This window comes from Buttiauxella cochleicola (genome assembly GCF_021283185.1).
GTDB classification, from domain to species: Bacteria; Pseudomonadota; Gammaproteobacteria; order Enterobacterales; family Enterobacteriaceae; genus Buttiauxella; species Buttiauxella massiliensis.
This window is the reverse complement of sequence record NZ_JAJSOS010000020.1, coordinates 13,715-32,048: the sequence shown is the minus strand read 5'-3', so window position 1 is coordinate 32,048 and position 18,334 is coordinate 13,715. Positions and strand designations below refer to the sequence as shown.

At 48.8% G+C, this 18,334-nt stretch carries 15 protein-coding genes; 5 read left to right on the top strand and 10 right to left on the bottom strand.

All coding sequences use genetic code 11. The features are described from left to right. Positions 1-299 precede the first annotated feature (299 nt). The 4 genes from LVQ76_RS21530 (at position 300) to sanA (ending at position 3,259) form a co-directional block, all read left to right on the top strand. The gene (locus tag LVQ76_RS21530) at positions 300-701 is read left to right on the top strand and encodes a CidA/LrgA family protein (RefSeq protein ID WP_232867006.1); all 402 of its coding nucleotides are present in this window, start codon (positions 300-302) and stop codon (positions 699-701) included. Continuing rightward, the gene (locus LVQ76_RS21525; protein WP_232867003.1) at positions 698-1,393 is read left to right on the top strand and encodes a CidB/LrgB family autolysis modulator; all 696 of its coding nucleotides are present in this window, start codon (positions 698-700) and stop codon (positions 1,391-1,393) included. Before LVQ76_RS21530 ends, LVQ76_RS21525 begins: the two co-directional genes overlap by 4 nt. Positions 1,394-1,523: 130 nt before the next feature. After that, positions 1,524-2,408 (top strand): cytidine deaminase, encoded by an 885-nt coding sequence (cdd, locus tag LVQ76_RS21520; RefSeq protein ID WP_232922437.1) that lies wholly within the window; start codon positions 1,524-1,526, stop codon positions 2,406-2,408. Between the two features lie 131 nt (positions 2,409-2,539). Then, positions 2,540-3,259, top strand: a complete 720-nt coding sequence (sanA, locus tag LVQ76_RS21515; protein ID WP_232867001.1) for an outer membrane permeability protein SanA — start codon at positions 2,540-2,542, stop codon at positions 3,257-3,259. A 69-nt stretch (positions 3,260-3,328) separates the two neighbouring features. Here the strand turns inward: sanA and mglC are convergent, their stop codons facing one another. From mglC to LVQ76_RS21480, 7 genes are all read right to left on the bottom strand, one after another. Beyond that, positions 3,329-4,339 carry a galactose/methyl galactoside ABC transporter permease MglC gene (gene mglC / locus LVQ76_RS21510; protein ID WP_064512455.1) on the bottom strand — a complete coding sequence of 337 codons (1,011 nt, stop codon included), beginning with the start codon at positions 4,337-4,339 and terminating at the stop codon, positions 3,329-3,331. Between the two features lie 20 nt (positions 4,340-4,359). Beyond that, positions 4,360-5,880, bottom strand: a complete 1,521-nt coding sequence (mglA, locus tag LVQ76_RS21505) for a galactose/methyl galactoside ABC transporter ATP-binding protein MglA (protein ID WP_151994480.1) — start codon at positions 5,878-5,880, stop codon at positions 4,360-4,362. Between the two features lie 81 nt (positions 5,881-5,961). Further along, a complete protein-coding gene (gene mglB, locus LVQ76_RS21500; RefSeq protein WP_232866997.1) occupies positions 5,962-6,960 on the bottom strand; it encodes a galactose/glucose ABC transporter substrate-binding protein MglB in 999 nt (332 codons plus the stop codon). Between the two features lie 292 nt (positions 6,961-7,252). Then, positions 7,253-8,275 carry an HTH-type transcriptional regulator GalS gene (gene galS, locus LVQ76_RS21495; RefSeq protein WP_064512461.1) on the bottom strand — a complete coding sequence of 341 codons (1,023 nt, stop codon included), beginning with the start codon at positions 8,273-8,275 and terminating at the stop codon, positions 7,253-7,255. 155 nt (positions 8,276-8,430) lie between these two features. Continuing rightward, positions 8,431-9,588, bottom strand: a complete 1,158-nt coding sequence (yeiB, locus tag LVQ76_RS21490; RefSeq protein WP_232922436.1) for a DUF418 domain-containing protein YeiB — start codon at positions 9,586-9,588, stop codon at positions 8,431-8,433. Between the two features lie 19 nt (positions 9,589-9,607). After that, positions 9,608-10,273, bottom strand: coding sequence for a GTP cyclohydrolase I FolE (gene folE, locus LVQ76_RS21485; protein WP_232904367.1), 666 nt, complete (start codon positions 10,271-10,273; stop codon positions 9,608-9,610). A gap of 125 nt (positions 10,274-10,398) precedes the next feature. Beyond that, complete coding sequence (locus tag LVQ76_RS21480) at positions 10,399-11,523, bottom strand: YbfB/YjiJ family MFS transporter (protein ID WP_232922438.1); 1,125 nt, start codon at positions 11,521-11,523, stop codon at positions 10,399-10,401. Between the two features lie 231 nt (positions 11,524-11,754). Between LVQ76_RS21480 and fghA the strand changes: the two genes are divergently transcribed. Further along, entirely contained in the window at positions 11,755-12,585 is an 831-nt protein-coding gene (gene fghA / locus LVQ76_RS21475) for an S-formylglutathione hydrolase (RefSeq protein WP_232866991.1), read from the top strand. Positions 12,586-13,261: 676 nt separating this feature from the next. On the opposite strand, the gene cirA is transcribed toward fghA, so the two are convergent. The 3 genes from cirA to LVQ76_RS21460 all read right to left on the bottom strand — a co-directional run bounded on the left by cirA (position 13,262) and on the right by LVQ76_RS21460 (position 18,277). Then, a complete protein-coding gene (cirA, locus tag LVQ76_RS21470; protein ID WP_232866988.1) occupies positions 13,262-15,232 on the bottom strand; it encodes a catecholate siderophore receptor CirA in 1,971 nt (656 codons plus the stop codon). 258 nt (positions 15,233-15,490) lie between these two features. Continuing rightward, positions 15,491-16,960 (bottom strand): amino acid permease, encoded by a 1,470-nt coding sequence (locus tag LVQ76_RS21465; RefSeq protein WP_232866985.1) that lies wholly within the window; start codon positions 16,958-16,960, stop codon positions 15,491-15,493. 207 nt (positions 16,961-17,167) lie between these two features. Continuing rightward, positions 17,168-18,277 (bottom strand): SDR family oxidoreductase, encoded by a 1,110-nt coding sequence (locus LVQ76_RS21460; protein ID WP_232866983.1) that lies wholly within the window; start codon positions 18,275-18,277, stop codon positions 17,168-17,170. Between the last annotated feature and the right edge of the window lie 57 nt (positions 18,278-18,334).

Below are 18,334 nucleotides of genomic sequence, written 5' to 3'. Positions count from 1 at the left end.
TTACAGCAACGCAGCGATGCTAAAACTCCCCTCGAGGCGTGAGCGTGAATATGCAAGGGAAGTGAGAGAAAAAAGGTCGAAATATCCCTTAAAAAACAATGCCGGCCACCTTAAGTGACCGGCATTAACCTGCGGGTCGCTTTTTTTATACCTGCAAAACATGGTGCTGTGAGATTGCCCAAAACATTCTGGAAAGTTCCTTCGAGGAATATTTGGTATGCTCATAATTCATGATGTGATCGGTAGCACATTTTAAGCTTTAATTGTATGATGAATGCGTTTCTTAAAGGGTAATCACCATGCGTAACTTGCTCACCGTAATTTGGCAGTACCTGAGATCTTTTATATTAATTTACATATGCTTATATGCAGGCATTGCAATCTCTTCGCTGCTACCAATCACCATTCCCGGCAGTATTATTGGCATGTTAATTCTGTTTGTTTTGCTGTCTCTGCAAATCCTGCCAGCCAAGTGGGTTAAGCCAAGCTGCCATCTGCTTATTCGTTATATGGCGCTGTTGTTTGTACCGATTGGCGTGGGCGTTATGCAGTATGTCGATATCATAAGACAACAATTTGGTCCGGTGGTGGTTTCCTGTTTTATCAGTACCTTAGTGGTATTAGTGGTCGTAAGCTGGAGTTCTCATTTAGTGCACGGTGAGCGCAAAGTAGTCGGTGAAAACGAGGGCGAAACAAAATGATGCATCATATCTGGTGGTCTTTACCTTTAACGCTGGTGACTTTCTTCCTCGCCCGCCAAATCGGAATGCGTTATAAGTCGCCGCTGCTGAACCCATTATTAGTTTCAATGATTGTGATAATCCCCATTCTGGTGTTTACCGGTACGCCATACGATCACTATTTTTCGGGCAGTAAAGTATTAAACGATTTACTGCAACCGGCGGTTGTTGCCCTCGCCTTCCCGCTTTACGAACAGCTTCATCAGATTCGCGCGCGCTGGAAATCCATTATTACCATCTGTTTTATTGGCAGCATGGTGGCGATGGTGACCGGGACATCCGTTGCATTATTAATGGGCGCAACACCGCAAATCGCGGCGTCAATCTTGCCTAAGTCCGTCACCACGCCGATTGCGATGGCGGTTGGTGGCAGCATCGGCGGTATCCCCGCAATTAGCGCCGTATGCGTGATTTTCGTCGGTATTCTTGGCGCAGTATTTGGCCACACCCTTTTAAACTTGATGCGTATCTCAACCAAAGCCTCACGCGGCCTGTCAATGGGAGCGGCATCTCATGCTCTGGGGACTGCTCGTTGCGCTGAAATGGATTTCCAGGAAGGTGCGTTCAGCTCTCTGGCTCTGGTCATTTGCGGCATCATGACGTCACTTATTGCCCCGTTCTTATTCCCGGTGCTTTTGGCTATGTTTGGTTAAAACTTGCGAGAGATCGCGCAATTTCGTTCTTTATTTCATATGTTGCATTTGTATTTAGATAAAGATCACATATAAAGCCCATACAGATCCGTAAACTGCGGTTCAATTACTTGTTATGAGGCTACTACTTATGCGCTCACGTTTTCAGGCTGCTCTCGCACAGCTCCCGACTTCTCTGCAAGCCGCTTTGCAACCTCTGATTGCTGATTCTCACTTCCCGGCAATGTTTAGTGCAACGGAAGTAGATTCACTGAAAGCCCAGACTGGACTGGATGACGACGCACTAGCATTCGCTTTGCTACCGCTTGCAGCCGCCTGTGCTCGTGCTGATTTATCTCAGTTCTATGTTGGTGCCGTGGCTCGTGGTGTAAGCGGTAATCTCTATTTTGGCGGCAATATGGAGTTTCTTGGCTCCACCATGCAGCAGACCGTTCATGCCGAGCAAAGCGCGATTACCCATGCGTGGATGCGCGGGGAAAAAGCTCTTGCTGCAATTACCGTTAACTACACGCCTTGTGGACACTGCCGCCAGTTTATGAATGAACTGAACAGCGGGGTGGCATTGCGCATTAACCTTCCAGGCCGCAAACCTGCAACCCTGGGCGACTATTTGCCTGATGCCTTTGGCCCTCGCGATTTAGAAATCAAAACATTACTGCTTGATGCAATGGACCATGGTTTTGCATCGCACGGTGATGAATTAAGTCAGGCGGCTATTGCGGCAGCTAACCGCAGCCATGCGCCATACAGTAACGCGCCTTCTGGTGTGGCACTGGAAATGCGCGATGGAACTATTTTCAAAGGAAGTTATGCTGAAAACGCAGCATTCAACCCTTCCCTGCCGCCACTGCAAGCTGCATTGAATCTGCTTAGCCTCTCAGGCTATGACTACAATGAAATTCAGCGAGCGATCCTTGCAGAGAAAGCCGATGCGCCATTGACGCAATGGGATGCCACTGCCGCGACCCTGAAAGCTTTGGGCTGCCTGAATATCGACCGCGCACTTCTGAGCTAAAACTCACAGAACGGGCGTAAATGCGCCCGTTCTGGCGAATTTTAATTCAACCAACTCCTCGAATCTTGCTCTTAACCACCAGGTAAAGTAGCCTTGAATAAAATTTCATCCCTTTATTGAGCCGCAAGTCCATGTTGAAGCGCTTGTTTTATAGCCTGTTGGTCATCATCGGCTTGGCTGTGATAGCTGCGCTGTGTCTTGACCGCTGGATAAGCTGGAAAACAGCGCCTTACGTCTACGACGAACTTCAGGATCTACCATACCGCCAGGTCGGTGTGGTGCTGGGAACCGCCAAGTATTACCGCACTGGCGTGATTAATCAGTACTATCAATTCCGTATTCAGGGCGCTTTAAATGCTTATAACAGCGGCAAAGTGAACTATCTGCTATTAAGTGGAGATAATGCCCTGCAGAGTTACAACGAACCGATGACCATGCGCAAAGATCTGATTGCTGGTGGCGTTGACCCTGCCGATATCGTGCTCGACTACGCAGGTTTTCGTACTCTGGACTCGATAGTACGTACCCGCAAAGTGTTTGATACTAATGATTTTATTATTATCACTCAGCGTTTCCATTGCGAACGTGCACTGTTTATCGCCCTGCATATGGGGATTCAGGCGCAGTGTTACGCCGTTCCTTCACCGAAAAATATGATGACTGTACGTATCAGAGAATTTGGTGCGCGTCTGGGTGCGTTGGCAGATTTGTATATCTTCAAGCGAGAGCCACGTTTCCTTGGGCCGCTAGTCCCTATTCCCGCCATGCACGAAGTCCCGGAAGATGCGCAAGCTTATCCGGCGGTGACGCCAGAACAGCTGCTGGAATTGCAGAAGAAAGAGAAGAAATAGAGGCTAGGCAAAGCGTATAAAAAAACCCGCACATATCTTCCTGTGCGGGTCTTGGTAAAACAACGAATATTACTTCTTACGAGCGTACTTCAGAGAATCCAGGGCTACTGCGAAGATAATAATCGCGCCTTTGATAATGTACTGCCAGTAAGGGTTCACACCGATATACGTCAGACCGTAGTTGATGACCGTAAAGATGATGACACCGGTCACCACACCAACTACCGTACCCACGCCACCGCTGAATGACACACCGCCTACCACGCATGCCGCAATCGCATCAAGTTCGTACATAAAGCCGAGGTTGTTGGTTGCAGAACCGATACGACCTGCTTCTAACATCCCGCCGAAGGCATAGAACACACCGGACAGCGCATAAATCATGATCAGGTTCAGTGCAACGTTAACGCCTGAAACTTTCGCCGCTTCCGGGTTACCACCGATGGCGAAGATGTTCTTACCAAAGCGAGTTTTGTTCCACAGCACCCATACGAACATCACAGCAAATAGTGCATAGAAGGTAATGTAGGATAGCCGGAAACTACCTAACGCAATAAAGCCCTGGGTAAATGTCGAGAAATGCGATTCAAAACCAGAAACCGGCGATGCTCCGACAAAGTCGTAATACAGGGAGTTAATACCGTAAACGATAATCATGGTACCCAAGGTGGTGATAAACGGCGTCACGTTCAGGTAGGCGATGATAATTCCGTTTACCAGACCAATGACCGCACCGATAGAGCACACGATAAGCAGTACCACCGGGATAGGCAGGCTGTGCATCTCAGGGAAAACTTTATTGACGTTATCCATTGATTGCAGCAGTGTAGCCGCGATTACCGCCGCAAGCCCCACCTGACGACCAGCAGAAAGGTCAGTACCCTGGGTCACAATCAGCCCCGCCACGCCCAATGCAATAATAATACGCACCGAGGATTGGGTCAGAATATTACTTAAGTTGAGTAAACTTAAAAACGTCGGATCCTGGAAAATAATAATTGCCAGTAGCACCAGTAAAACGACATAAATGCCGCCTTCTTTCAGATAAGTTAGAAAACTTTTCTTATTTAACGCACTCATTTTCAATAGCCCCTAAATTATCAAAGATGCACTGACGCAAGACGTAATATTTCGTTCTGCGTGGTTGTTTTAGTGTCTACAATTCCGGCAACAAGACCATTGCTCATCACCAGAATACGGTCTGTAATCCCTAACAACTCCGGCATTTCGGACGAAATAATAATGATTCCTTTCCCTTTCTTAGCAAGCTCAGCAATCAGCTGATAAATTTCGAACTTAGCACCAACATCGATCCCGCGAGTTGGCTCATCCAGCATTAAGATCTCAGGCTGTGTTAACAACCAACGCCCGATAATAACTTTCTGTTGGTTACCACCAGATAAAGAACCAATAGAAGTACGGTGACCAGGTGTTTTTACACGCATTGAGTCAATTACCCATTGGGTATCACTTTTCATGCGTGAATTATCTAATAAGCCAACTTTGTTTTTATAATTGCGAATATTAGAAATCAGCGAGTTAAAACCAATATCCAGATAGGCGTAAATCCCTGTTGAGCGACGCTCTTCAGTTACTAACGCAAAACCATGGTTAATCGCTTCATTGGCCGAATGGTTATTAATTTTTTTACCGTGCAGGTTAATGGTTCCGGCCGATTTTTCGCGGATACCAAATAACGTTTCAACGATATCAGTACGCTTCGCACCGACCAGACCGGCAATACCGAGGATTTCCCCTTTATGCAAATCGAAGGAGACATCACGAATTGAAGGCTGACGCAACGAAGTCAAATTACGCACTTCCAAAATCACGTCACCCGGCACGTTCTCTTTTGTCGGGAAGCGTTGGTTCAGAGAGCGCCCTACCATCATGGAGATGATTTTATCCATGTCCAGCCCTTCTAATGGCTGGGTGGCAATCCATTGTCCGTCACGCAAGATGGTTATCTCATCACACAGTTGGAAGATCTCTTCCATTTTGTGAGAAATATAAACAATGCCGCAGCCACGTTCTTTTAATTTACGAATGATTTTGAAAAGGTGGTTAACTTCCTTTTCTGTCAATGAGGATGTTGGCTCATCCATAATGACAATTTTAGCATTGTAAGAGAACGCTTTAGCGATTTCGATCATCTGCATTTGTGATACCGACAAAGTGCCCACGCGTGCTTTAGGGTCAATATCAATATCCAGCTCATCAAATATATGTTTGGTATCACGGTACATTTTGTCTTGATCGACAAACATACCTTTGGTTGGATAACGCCCCAGCCACATGTTATCCATAACGGTACGTTGTAATACCAGGTTTAACTCCTGGTGTACCATCGAGATACCGTTTTCCAGCGCTTCTTTAGTGCTGGAAAAATTTACTTCTTGTCCCTGAAAAAGAATGCTGCCGGAATCTTTGCTGTAGATCCCAAAAAGACATTTTAATAACGTTGATTTACCAGCCCCGTTTTCACCCATTAATGCGTGAATAGAATGAGGACGGACTTTTAAATTAACATTATCCAGTGCCTTAACGCCGGGGAATGATTTATTAATGTTGGTCATTTCCAACAAATATTCCGACGACTGATTTGTAATATTGTCGACCATAATTACGGTTCCAATAGTGTCACTGAGCGTAAGTTTTGAACCGGGCGCATAAATACGCCCGGTATAAACCAACTACATTACTTATTTACCAGTAAATTCAGCCAGATTGCTCTGATCAACACCTACATAAGGGATACGAACGATTTTGTCTTCGATTTTCCACTTAGTGCCATCAGCGGCAGGCTTACCAGCGGCCAGGTTTTTAGCCAGGTCGAAGGTTGCTTTTGCCTGGTTGTTAGCATCGTTCAGAACGGTACCGGCCATTGCGCCAGATTTAACCAGTGCCAGCGCTTCTGGCAGGGCATCCACACCAAATACTGGAATAGAAGATTTGTTGTGCGCTTTCAGCGCTTCAACTGCACCCATTGCCATCGCATCGTTGTTGGCAATAACCACTTCGATTTTGTTAGCGTTCGGGCCAGACAACCATGCGTCCATCTTATCTTTCGCCTGAGCGGTGTCCCACATTGCAGTATCTAACTGCAGCTGTTGGGTTTTCAGGCCTTTATTGTTCAACTCTTTGATAACGTAGGTCGTACGCGCTTCAGCATCCGGGTGACCTGGTTCGCCTTTCAGCAGTACGAACTGAACCTGACCATCTTTGTTAAGATCCCACGCCGGGTTAGCCGCCCAGTGTTTTGCAATCAGGTCGCCCTGAATGATGCCTGATTCTTTAGAGTCAGTACCGACGTAGTAAGCTTTGTCGTAGCTATCCAGCGCTTTGCGAGAAGGTTCTTTGTTGTAGAACACGATTGGAATGTTCTGGCCGCGAGCTTTTTCGATAACGGTGCCAGCAGCTGCCGGGTCAACCAGGTTGATTGCCAATGCTTTCACGCCTTTTGCCAACAGTACGTCAATCTGATCGTTCTGCTTGGACTGGTCATTCTGTGAGTCGTTCATCAGCAGTTCTACGTCTGGCGAAGCTTTTGCGTCTTTCTCAATCGCTTTGCGAACCACTGACATAAAGTTATCGTCGTATTTGTAAATGGTCACGCCAATACGGGTATCAGCTGCATGAGCGGCTGCACCAAACAACATACAAGACATAACGGCGGACAGGGTCAAAACCTTCTTATTCATGGTATCTCCGGTTTTTTTGCAGGGTAGTTCTTAGGGGTATTCAGGCAGGCAGCGTTGTTACAAAAACGTTACTGAATGCCGAAAATTTTTCTGTTCTAAAAAACTCTTCCGTGTTCAATAACATTCCATAACAGCTTTTATTGGTAGTTTTTTGCCGAATACCTATAAGTAAACTGATTAGTCACCGTTACATATAGTTTCAGCTGATAAGACGCTGACATCATAGTCATCGCATTGTTAATTAACTGTGAATTTACTCACAAATTGAAACCGGTTACATAAAAGACTTTTTTCAGAGAGTGATCGGTGCCGCAATTTGCCGTGGAGCAACAGAATGGCGACGAACTAAAGTCGGCATAAAACAGTGTGTTGCACCATTATCGAGCGTTCCTGCTGCCCCTTGTAACGCCAGTTCGGTCGCCAGGCGTGCCATTGAAACAATGGGGTAACGTACCGTTGTGAGTTGTGGATCGGTGTAACGCGCGATCGGAATATCATCAAAACCAATCACTGAGACATGATGTGGCACGACAATGCCATTATCTTTCAACGCAGTTAACGCACCTGCTGCCATGCTGTCGTTATAGGCAAATACCGCACTGAGTTGCAGATTGCGGCCTAACAACTCGACCATTGCCGCTTCACCACCCTGCATATCGGGTGATCCCACGCCCACCCAGCTTTCGGGCGGTACAATCCCCTGCTCACTCATGCCACGCAGCCATCCTTCGCGCCGCTGCGCATTGTCTTCAATGGCATGGCTCGATGCCAGATATCCGATGCGCTGATGACCTTGATTAAACAGCATTCTTGTCGCCATCAAAGCGCCACTGACATTATCAAGCCCGACACATCGATGCTCGTACCCCGGCACTATGCGGTTAACCAGCACCATGCCTGGAATGTGATCGAGGAACTCTGCCAGCTCTTTATCACAAAGTGCTTTAGCATGAACAATCAATGCGTTACAGCGTTGGCGAATCAATACCTCAATGGCATGACGCTCTTTTTCTTCCTGATGGTAGCTGTTGCCAATGAGCACATATTTGTTGTGCTCCTGCGCCACGACATCCACCGCTTTGACCAGTGCGCCAAAAAATGGATCGGACACATCCATCACCACTACACCGATTGTATCGCTGACCTGCGTTGCCAGAGCCTGGGCGTTCGCATTCGGGCGATAGCCCAATTGCGCCACCGCCTGCATCACACTTTCACGGGTATCAGCGCTGACCAGCGCACTGTTATTGAGTACACGGGATACCGTCGCCACGGAGACGCCGGCGATTCGGGCAACGTCACGAATGGTGATCATATTTATCACCTGGCGAAGGAAGAATTAGTCTCATGAATGCACCCTGTATATGGCAAGGTGGCTATTCTGGCAGCGACTTGGGAATGACTACGTGAGGATGATCACATCAATGAAAACGGTTACATACATATCGTTAACGTTTGTGATGTATATCATTATCTTGCCGGATGCTTCAGTGATACCCCCGCAGCACGTGCGGTTAGTTGTCTCCAGAGCCACTCAACAGGCCCCTGACGGAAGTAATGCAGCCAGAGCATAGAGAATAAGATATTGATTACCCATACAAAAGGCACAATTGCCAACAGGCTCAGGCGGTCAAACTTCATGAACCAGCCCATGCGGAAGAAGAAGGTGGTGCAAATCACTGTCTGTAGTAAATAGTTCGACAATGCCATTCGCCCGACATGCGCTATCGCATTCACCAGGCGCAAGCGCGACAACTGCGGCCAGTAGCCAAATGCGAGTGCTGCATAGCCAATAGTTTGAAACGGGGCACTCAGTTCACGCGGCGCTTGCAGCAAGAAAGCACACCAGCGATACATCCAGCCAAGGTGCCACTGGGCATAAATGGCAGGAATATTAATTAGCAACCCAACCACAATCAGCCACACGCCAATGCGGCGATAATGATGCAGACTAAACTCCCCTCGCAACCAGCCACTGCGCATTAATGACGCGCCAATCAGCATCATCCCCGCCAGTTGCCAACCGTATTGCGCACCCAAAGCTACAAGGTTTGATGAGAGCAAATCGATGCGATTGCTAATGGCGTCCGTCCCGCCGTTAAGCTTCCACCACTGCTCGTACTGCAAATTTGCGGCATCGGGGATCCATGAGCGGTTCGGTGCATCGCCGGAAATAAAACCCAGCAATAACAGCACGCCAATACCGGTGAGATATAAGATAACGCCCGTATTAAACAATGAGCGATTACCCGGTGCATCACGAATCAGACGCCAGCACACCAACCCTACTAAACCGTAGGCCAGCAAAATATCGCCATCCCAAAGGAAAATAGCGTGCATAAAACCGAGCAGAACTAATAACGTCAGACGTGACTGAATCCAGCGTTTGCCGCGATGTAACAACATCTGCAAGCCCGCGCCAAATAACAGAGCAAATAAGGTGAGGAATTTTACCTGAGCAAAGAGATCTAAAATTGCCCATATCCAGGCATCATGAGCTGTAGCAGAACCGGACCAGGCTGGATTGAGGTACGCAGCCTTCGGCAAACCGAAGGCCACGATATTAAGCAGCAGGATGCCGAGAATAGCGACGCCACGGACAAAATCCAGCGTAACGTTTCTACTCATACACCCTACCTAATTAATGTTAGTTATGACGCACTGCGCGCAGGAATTCCTGGCGTGTATTCTGGCTGGATTTAAACAATCCCCCCAAAGATGTGGTTGTCGTCGCACTAGTCGCATCCTGCACGCCACGCGCTTTAACACAATAATGGACTGCATCAATAGATACCGCCACATTGTTGGTGCCAAGCAAGGTTTGCAGTGCAATCAGGATTTGCTGGGTTAAGCGTTCCTGAACCTGCGGGCGCTGCGCAAAGAATTGCACAATCCGGTTAATTTTTGACAGGCCAATCACGGTATCTTTCGGCAGATAAGAGACTGTCGCTTTACCATCGATAGTCACGAAATGGTGTTCACAGGTGCTGGTGAGCGTAATGTTGCGCACCGTCACCATCTCATCAACCTTCATCTTATTCTCAATGACGGTGATTTTCGGGAAGTTGGCATAATCAAGGCCGGAGAAAATCTCATCGACATACATTTTAGCGATGCGATGCGGGGTTTCCATCAAGCTATCGTCGCTGAGATCAAGATTCAGCAACTGCATGATTTCCGTCATATGCCCGGCAATCTCGCGTTTGCGGGTTTCGTTATCGAGCTCACGCAATTGTGGGCGTAGTGGCGTTTCCAGGCCGCGTGCAAGCAATGCTTCATGAACCAATGCGGCTTCTGGACTTAGTGATGGCATGTTGTTTTCTCCTGCAGGTGTGACTGACCTCGGCCCTACATGGGGCAAAGTGTGTGCTCATTGTGCGTGAGCGCGGTCGCATAATCCAGTAGTGCGAACGATAATTATTGAAATCGTCAATACCTTTACTCTTTACGCCAGACGAGGCCGCCGCCAATCAATAATGCCAGGCCGGCTACGTATAAAGCAGGCTCAAGCTGCCCGGTGAGTGTAGTCGATACTGCCGAAAGCATCGGCCCCACTAACTGCCCCATGGCATAACCGGTAGTGAGTAATCCTGCCATGTAACGGGTATGCTTTGGCGCCAGTTCGCGCCCATATTGCAACGATAATTGCACCGCACATAAGAAGCCTCCGCCCACCAGCAGCGAACCTAAAACCAGACCGAACATACCGGGAATCATATCTGAGGCGAATACCCCAAGTGCTTGCAACCAGAGAACCAGCGCCAGGCGTTGATGGCTTTGTAACAAATGCCGCGCGGCAATGCCGAGCAAAATTCCGCACACCGCCGCCCCGCCGAAAATCGGCCAGACAAACTGCGCGAACGCGCTACCGGGGAAACGTGCGCTGGCCATTTGCGATAAAAACGTCGCGGGCAGAATATAACCAAATCCTGCCAGGCTATAGCTCCACACCAGACGTTTGAGTAGTGGCGTTAACACAAGCGGCTCTGGTGCCGTTTCCGGGCGATGCAACTCCCCTTTGCGTGGCAGGTTTCGGGCAATTAACGCAATAAACAGCAGGGCCAAAGCACCATAAACCAGCCAGGCATGGCTTGCTGATAATCCATAACTGTGGATTGCCACCGCCATCAAACCACTGATAAATATTCCTGCGCCAGGGCCTGCGAACACCGCCGCACTTAATCCCGGTTTACCTAAATGCGCCAGTTGCTCATTGCTCCAGGCCGCGATCAACACCATCGCCCAGCCGCTGGCACAACCAATCAGAAAACGAATCAACGCATGCCACAGAGCTGAATCCACGGTAGCAGAAAGCAGCGTCAGTATGACCGCTCCCCAGACACCAGCATGCAAACGCAACTCTACTCGCCGATGGGCTCGCATGGCATCCCATGCGCCAGCCAGATAACCGAGGTAGTTAATCGCTGCTACCAAACCCGCACTGGTTAAGGTAAGTTGCCCTTCAGTTATCATTAATGGGACTTGTGGTGTGAATGCAAATCGGCCAATGCCCATTGCAACCACCAACACCAGAAACCCAGTCAACGCGATACGTGCCGCCACTACCACCCCAAATGTTACGATTTCGTTGCCAGTATGATGCCGCATGGCTAGACTGGGGAGAAGTGAATATTCCTCAATCACATTGAATATATACCCAAAATAATTCGAGTTGCATTGAGGCGGCGACGCAGTGAATCCCCTGGAGCTGACATAAGTCAGTGACTCGGGTGAGCGAGGAAAGCCAACAAAAATGCGGCTTGAAGTATGAAGGGTAAAATTAAGGGCCTCTGGATGGAACTACTAGAAGAACACCGTTGTTTTGAAGGCTGGCAACAGCGCTGGCGCCATGATTCTGCAGTATTGAAATGCCCGATGACGTTCAGTATTTTTCTGCCAACTCCGCGCACCACACCTCCACCGGTTCTGTATTGGCTGTCGGGTTTGACCTGCAATGACGAAAACTTCACCACCAAAGCGGGCGCGCAACGAGTCGCTTCTGAGCTGGGAATTGTGTTGGTAATGCCTGATACCAGCCCACGCGGTGAAAATGTGCCGAATAATGAAAGCTACGATCTTGGTCAGGGTGCAAGCTTCTATCTGAACGCTACCGAACAGCCGTGGGCCGACCATTTCCGCATGTATGACTACATTAATGATGAGCTGCCAGCGTTGATTGCTGATAACTTCAGCATCAGTGAAAAAGCCTCTATTTTCGGGCACTCTATGGGTGGCCACGGTGCGCTAAGCATCGCATTGAAAAACCCTGGTCGATATTGCTCCGTTTCGGCCTTTGCGCCGATCGTGAACCCAACGCGCGTGCCGTGGGGCCAAAAAGCCTTTAATGCTTATTTAGGTGCAAACGAAGAGAAATGGCGCGAATGGGATAGCTGCTGCTTGTTGATGCAGGCTGATAGTTCCAATGCCATTCCTGTGCTTATCGATCAAGGTGATGCGGATCAGTTCCTTGCAGATCAACTGCAACCGGCACAATTTGCTGAAGTAGCACGGCAGAAAAACTGGCCGCTAACGCTGCGAGTACAGCCTGGTTACGATCATAGCTATTACTTTATTGCTTCGTTTATCGAGGACCATTTGCGGTTCCACGCGGAGCATTTGGCGTAATTCATTGCCCTCACCCCGGGGATGTTTCTTATACACAACTTTGAGGGGAGGTTCCTGCCTATACGGAGAAGATTCCGTTCACTAAAGGTTCAGTGATATCTGTACTCACCGAACCAGTGAACGTATCAAGGGTGCTACCGCAGCACCCTTGATAATCCCGGCTCCCGGCGTTTAAATCGCTGCTTCGCAGTAAACCTCCATTTTTCCTTTCAGCCCCAGGGTCGGTTGTGACTCGCTCCCGGCGATCACAACCTCTCGCCGTTCCCGACGGCTCGACCCGGCCTTACAGTCAAAACGGAGGCGATTTATGCCGGACTCAAAGGTCAACGTCAAAAGCTAAGGTCAAAAGCCGAACCGGTTTTGACCTTGTTCCCGGTATAAATTGCCCCAGTGTTCCCCATAAGTCAGGGTTGAGCTGCCGGGAGCAGCGAAAGAGAGCGATCGCCGGGAGCGAGTCGCGAACGACCCTGAACGTTGGGGATAAGCTGGGGTTTACCGCGTAGCGGCAATTTAATGGCCGGGCGCCAGGATTGCCAAGGAGAGGGCGTTCTCTCCTTGGCTCGTTCACCGTTAACAACGGTTGCAGAGATAACCAGACGTTCGGGTGAACGGAAAAACATCTCATCTTATAGATCTCACCCTGACAAGGGGGTTAGGGTGAGGGCAAAAGCTCAAATCAGAACGTGTAATCCACCGCCATAAAGTAACGACGGCCATCTTCGTTGTAACTGTAATCGTCACGACTCAGATCTTTATCACCCAGGTTCATGACACCCGCACGAAGTTTGATAGCTTTTGTCGCTTTCCATGCCGCTCCCGTGTTCCACACTACATAACCGCCAGGCGTTGGCGAGCCATCGGTTGTGGCACGTTGCTCACCGGTATAGTTTGCAGATACATAGAATGACCAATCATCCAATGGCGCCCAATCCACCGTACCGTTCGCGGTATGGAATGGTAGTGAGGCTAATGGTTTGTTGCCGCCACCGCTCAAATCTCGGCCATCGTTATAGGTGTAGTTCAGAGTGAGTTTCCACTGCTCGCTGAACGGCACTTTCAACTCAGTTTCAACACCACGAATACGCGCTTTGTTGACGTTGTAGTATTTGAAGATAGGGCGGCCCGCGCTGTCAAAACCAACAAAGTTTGGATATGACGGTGCCTGGCTGATGCTCGAAGTACGATTGATATCAATCATATCGTCGAGGTTGTTCTGGAAGGTAGTGATGCTGCCTGAAACCCCGTCCAGCAAACCTTCATCACCCGCGTAGTACAAACCTAACTCGAAGCTTTCGCTGGTTTCAGGTTTCAGATCTGGGCTGCCGACAATCTTACAAGAGCCGCGACAAGAGTTGCTGGTCCAGTCCGGGCTAAGTTGCAGTAACGATGGCGCTTTAAATGCCGTCGCCCAGCCACCTTTCATGGTGATGGTATCTGTCGCGCTGTATACGAGGTATGCGCGTGGGCTCCAGTGGTCGCCGTAGGTTTCGTGGTCGTCCATACGCACGCCGGTAGTCAGCGCCAGCGGTTCAAAAATCCGCCACTCATCTTCTAAGAACAGTGCGTACTGGCTGGCAGACGTTTCGGAACTGTTGCCGCCAGTGAGGTTTACCGGGTCTGACAGCTTATCGTGTCGCCATTCCCCACCGAAGGTCAGTAACTGGTTAATTTCACCCAATGGCAGAACCAGTTTGCCGTCCAGGCTGTTATTGCGCGAGGTGATTGGCGAGCTATTGCCTGGATTGAGGTTATCAATCTTATCGCCATAAAAACGCAGTTCGGTATTGCCGTAATCCCAACGTCCATTGTGAGAAATGGAGTAATCCTGGCGCTCCATGCGGTTTTTATTCAGCGAGTCCGAATCACGGTCCTGGCGGTCAAAACCATAACCAAAGCTCATATCCTGATTTTCGGTTGGTGTCAGGGCAAATTCAGCGCTGCCGCTACGGGTGGTAAAACCTTCAATACGCGGCGTTTCACCTGTTGCGCTGGTGCTGGAAGTCTCTTGTTTATCTTTCTCACGCTTGCCGAGGTTGCCGTAAACTTTCACCCCAAGCAGGTCGTCGATAATTGGGCCACTGGCAAAGAAATTGCTGTTATAGGAATCACCGCGATCGCGTTTTTCCTGAATGGTGGTATCCGCCGTCACGGTGCCATGCCAGGCTTTGCCAACTTTGCGCGTAATAATGTTCACCACACCACCCAACGCATCCGAACCGTAGAGCGAAGACATAGGCCCGCGCACCACTTCGATACGCTCGATGGCATCAACCGGAATCCAGTTAAGGTCAAAATCATTGTGGCGGAATACCGCATTGCGCGAGTTCACCCGCTTGCCATCCACCAGAATCAGCGTGTAGCTGCTACTCAGGCCTCGAATACTGACGCCCTGGCGGTTATCCCCTTCGTTGGTGAGCTGCACACCAGGAACTTCCTGCAACACATCTTTCAGGTTCTGGATCGGTTTCTTTTTCAGATCTTCTTGAGTGATAACGCTAATACTGGCAGGGGCATCTTTGAGATTTTGCTCGGTAGCAGAAGCAGTAACAACCATAGTGTCTTCACGTTCTTCGGCAAAAACCGGAAACGCAGCACTGATTATCGACGCACAAAGTCCTCCCCGGACGATGGGATTCAACCTTAACATTCCTTTCTCCATGAGGTGAATGGCAAACTAAACGATGGATTGCGCTCACATTCCTTAATGCGTTGCTGGCTACTTTGGCAAACAACTGCGCGCTGTACTCACCGACATCCAGCCGAGGTAAAGCGTGGCGACACCATAAATTAAACGAGAATGGTTATCAATCAAATTGTTAAAGTTTGTAATGTATCGAAAGGGGATAATGCGGAGGGATAATGTGAGAGGGGATAAAAAAGGGCGCGATAATCGCGCCCTTCAGAGTTACTTTTTAAAGGTTTCCGGGAAGGTCATTTCGCTATATTTCACGAAACGAGTACCTCTCGTAATCTTATAGCCCCACCAGATTGCCAGGAACAGCGGGATACCAATATAGGTAGCCGTTACGCCTGCCCAATCGATTTTATCGGCAAGGAACGCTTCGTAGTTCTGGCCAAGAGTAATAATCAAGCACAGTACGAAGGCAAAGATTGGCCCCAGCGGGAAGAAGCCAGAAACATATGGCAAATCTTTAAGATCAAGCCCTTGCTTCACATAACCACGACGGAAACGGTAGTGGCTAATCGCAATACCCAACCAGGCGATAAAGCCGGTCATGCCTGATGTGTTCAAAAGCCACAGGTAAACTGTCTGGTTACCGAACATAGAAGTCAGGAAGCACAGACCCGCTACAACAGTGGTTGCGTACAGCGCGTTACGTGGCACACCGCCACGGGAGAGCTTAGAGAAAATACGTGGTGCTTTACCGTCGCAAGCCAGGGTGTACAGCATACGCGTTGACGCATACATCCCTGAGTTACCTGCAGACAGTACCGCAGTCAGAATAACGGCGTTCATTACCGCTGCTGCAGACAGCAGGCCAGCATGCTCGAATACCAGTGTGAACGGGCTAACGCCGATATCTTTAACATCGTTACGCAGCAGGCTCGGATCGGTATAAGGAATGATCAGGCTGATAATCAGAATCGCGAACACATAGAACAGCAGGATACGCCAGAACACCTGACGCACAGCGCGTGGAATGTTCTTGCCTGGGTCTTCAGATTCGCCCGCAGCAACACCAATCAACTCGGTACCCTGGAATGAGAATCCGACTATCATCGCGACACCAATCATCGCGGAGAACCCACCAGCAAACGGTGCATCACCAATTGCCCAGTTGCTCCAGCCCGCAGGTTGTGCGCCTTTAAAGATACCCAGGATCATCATTACGCCGACAATGATAAAGATGATAACCGTGGTCACTTTAATCAGTGAGAACCAGTATTCTGCTTCACCAAAGCCTTTAACGGAGATGTAGTTCAGCAAGAACATGATGCCGAGGAACAGTGCACTCCAGATCCAGCCAGGGGTATCAGGGAACCAGTAGTTCATCACCAGTTGTGATGCGACCAGGTCAACGGCGATAGTTACCGCCCAGTTGTACCAGTAGTTCCAGCCCAGTGCGAAACCGAAGCCTTCTTCAACGTATTGTTGCCCGTAAGTAGCAAAAGAGCCCGAAACCGGCATATAAGCCGCAAGTTCACCCAGGCTTGTCATCAGGAAGTACACCATCAGACCAATCAGCATGTAGGAGAGCAACGCGCCGCCAGGGCCCGCTTGAGAAATGGTTGCACCAGAGGCAACAAATAGCCCAGTACCGATGGAACCGCCGATGGCGATCATCGTTAAGTGGCGCGCTTTTAACTCACGGCGTAAGCCAGGCGCTTGTGTTGTTTTATCTTGAGAAACCATAGAAAATTGTGGTCCGTCCAAAAAATGAGGCGAGATTGTAGCAAACCAGAGTGAGACTTATAGTAGAAATACGCTGTTATAAGAGAGCTTCATAATCGGCGGCGGATTATAAGTAACGCACTTATGACAGGGAGTCGGTGAGAGGTTTTTTTCGACATTTGAATGAGATGCGGGAGTCCCTTCCCCTGCAGGTAATAGCAGTTACTGCTATTTAAAATCGACCTTCATTAATTCGGGGATAGTGACATCACGTGTCGTTTCAACGCAGCGGCTGATGTAATCGACAAAACGCGGCGGCGGTGACATACCTAAATCCAGCAGTTTCTTATTTGAGAAACGCACATTCAGCATCGAAAACTCGCCATATAAACGCATGGCTCTGAGCATCAACCTTTCATTACACGGGCCGTAAATTGTTTTGAAACCCCTGCGTTCCTTTACCAGTTCACTGTAATCCACTTGCTGGTATGTAGAATAGATAGGTTTTTGATTGAGTGCCGCCGCCATCGCTTTATCTATATCGACAAACTGAGTACTACCTGTGTCACCCGCTGATATGTGATAAACCTTTTCGGTTAGCTTTGAGCGTTTTGTTAATAACAAAAGCGCCTCTGCGCAGTAATCCACAGGAATAACATCGATTTTATCTTCCATTGAACACATGAACTTCCCAAGCATCAGCACCATGCGGAATACCCAGAAAATGCTGCTGGATGGACGGCAACCCTCTTCACTGTGCCCTACCACAATTGAAGGGCGAGCAATAACTAAAGGCAGTTGCGGGCAATGTTCTACCATCAATTGCTCAATGGTGGATTTAGACCACGTATATTGAACCAAATGCTCCTCTTCAGGCTTGCGCGTCATGCTTTCAGTTACCAGCGTCCCCGCGTCCGGCACACATGACATCGCGGTTCCCACATGAACAAAGCGGACCAAACCCAATACATCAGCCATCCGTTTGACGAATTTAAGCGTACCCTCTACGTTCACTTTCCAGATAAGCGCATTATCACCAAATGAAGCAACAGCAGCGCAGTTGATCACGTGAGTTACAAAAGAGAGCCTGGCATCATCCAAAAAATCTTCTGAAGCCGCTAAATCACCGAGCAAGATATTTTCTTCATTAATTTTATTAAGTAAGGCTGCACTGCACCCAAACTTAGCAAGGTTATTTCTTATCCTCTCAACACCTTCTTTAGGTGAGTTCGCCCTTACTAATAACAAGTATGAGCTAATTGAAGAATCAGAAAGCGCTCGAGCTAATACAGCACCACCCAGAAAACCTGTGGCTCCGGTAATCAATAGATTGCTCATTTTAGAAACTCTGGATTTAAAAATGCCATACTAAGAGGCAATTTATAAACAGCGCAT

What these genes read in the sequence shown, in the direction of transcription:
- LVQ76_RS21530 (WP_232867006.1), top strand. Translation starts at nt 300, where the DNA reads ATGCGTAACTTGCTCACCGTAATTTGGCAGTACCTGAGATCTTTTATA.
- LVQ76_RS21525 (WP_232867003.1), top strand. Translation starts at nt 698, where the DNA reads ATGATGCATCATATCTGGTGGTCTTTACCTTTAACGCTGGTGACTTTC.
- cdd (WP_232922437.1), top strand. Translation starts at nt 1,524, where the DNA reads ATGCGCTCACGTTTTCAGGCTGCTCTCGCACAGCTCCCGACTTCTCTG.
- sanA (WP_232867001.1), top strand. Translation starts at nt 2,540, where the DNA reads ATGTTGAAGCGCTTGTTTTATAGCCTGTTGGTCATCATCGGCTTGGCT.
- mglC (WP_064512455.1), bottom strand. Translation starts at nt 4,339, where the DNA reads ATGAGTGCGTTAAATAAGAAAAGTTTTCTAACTTATCTGAAAGAAGGC.
- mglA (WP_151994480.1), bottom strand. Translation starts at nt 5,880, where the DNA reads ATGGTCGACAATATTACAAATCAGTCGTCGGAATATTTGTTGGAAATG.
- mglB (WP_232866997.1), bottom strand. Translation starts at nt 6,960, where the DNA reads ATGAATAAGAAGGTTTTGACCCTGTCCGCCGTTATGTCTTGTATGTTG.
- galS (WP_064512461.1), bottom strand. Translation starts at nt 8,275, where the DNA reads ATGATCACCATTCGTGACGTTGCCCGAATCGCCGGCGTCTCCGTGGCG.
- yeiB (WP_232922436.1), bottom strand. Translation starts at nt 9,588, where the DNA reads ATGAGTAGAAACGTTACGCTGGATTTTGTCCGTGGCGTCGCTATTCTC.
- folE (WP_232904367.1), bottom strand. Translation starts at nt 10,273, where the DNA reads ATGCCATCACTAAGTCCAGAAGCCGCATTGGTTCATGAAGCATTGCTT.
- fghA (WP_232866991.1), top strand. Translation starts at nt 11,755, where the DNA reads ATGGAACTACTAGAAGAACACCGTTGTTTTGAAGGCTGGCAACAGCGC.
- cirA (WP_232866988.1), bottom strand. Translation starts at nt 15,232, where the DNA reads ATGTTAAGGTTGAATCCCATCGTCCGGGGAGGACTTTGTGCGTCGATA.
- LVQ76_RS21465 (WP_232866985.1), bottom strand. Translation starts at nt 16,960, where the DNA reads ATGGTTTCTCAAGATAAAACAACACAAGCGCCTGGCTTACGCCGTGAG.
- LVQ76_RS21460 (WP_232866983.1), bottom strand. Translation starts at nt 18,277, where the DNA reads ATGAGCAATCTATTGATTACCGGAGCCACAGGTTTTCTGGGTGGTGCT.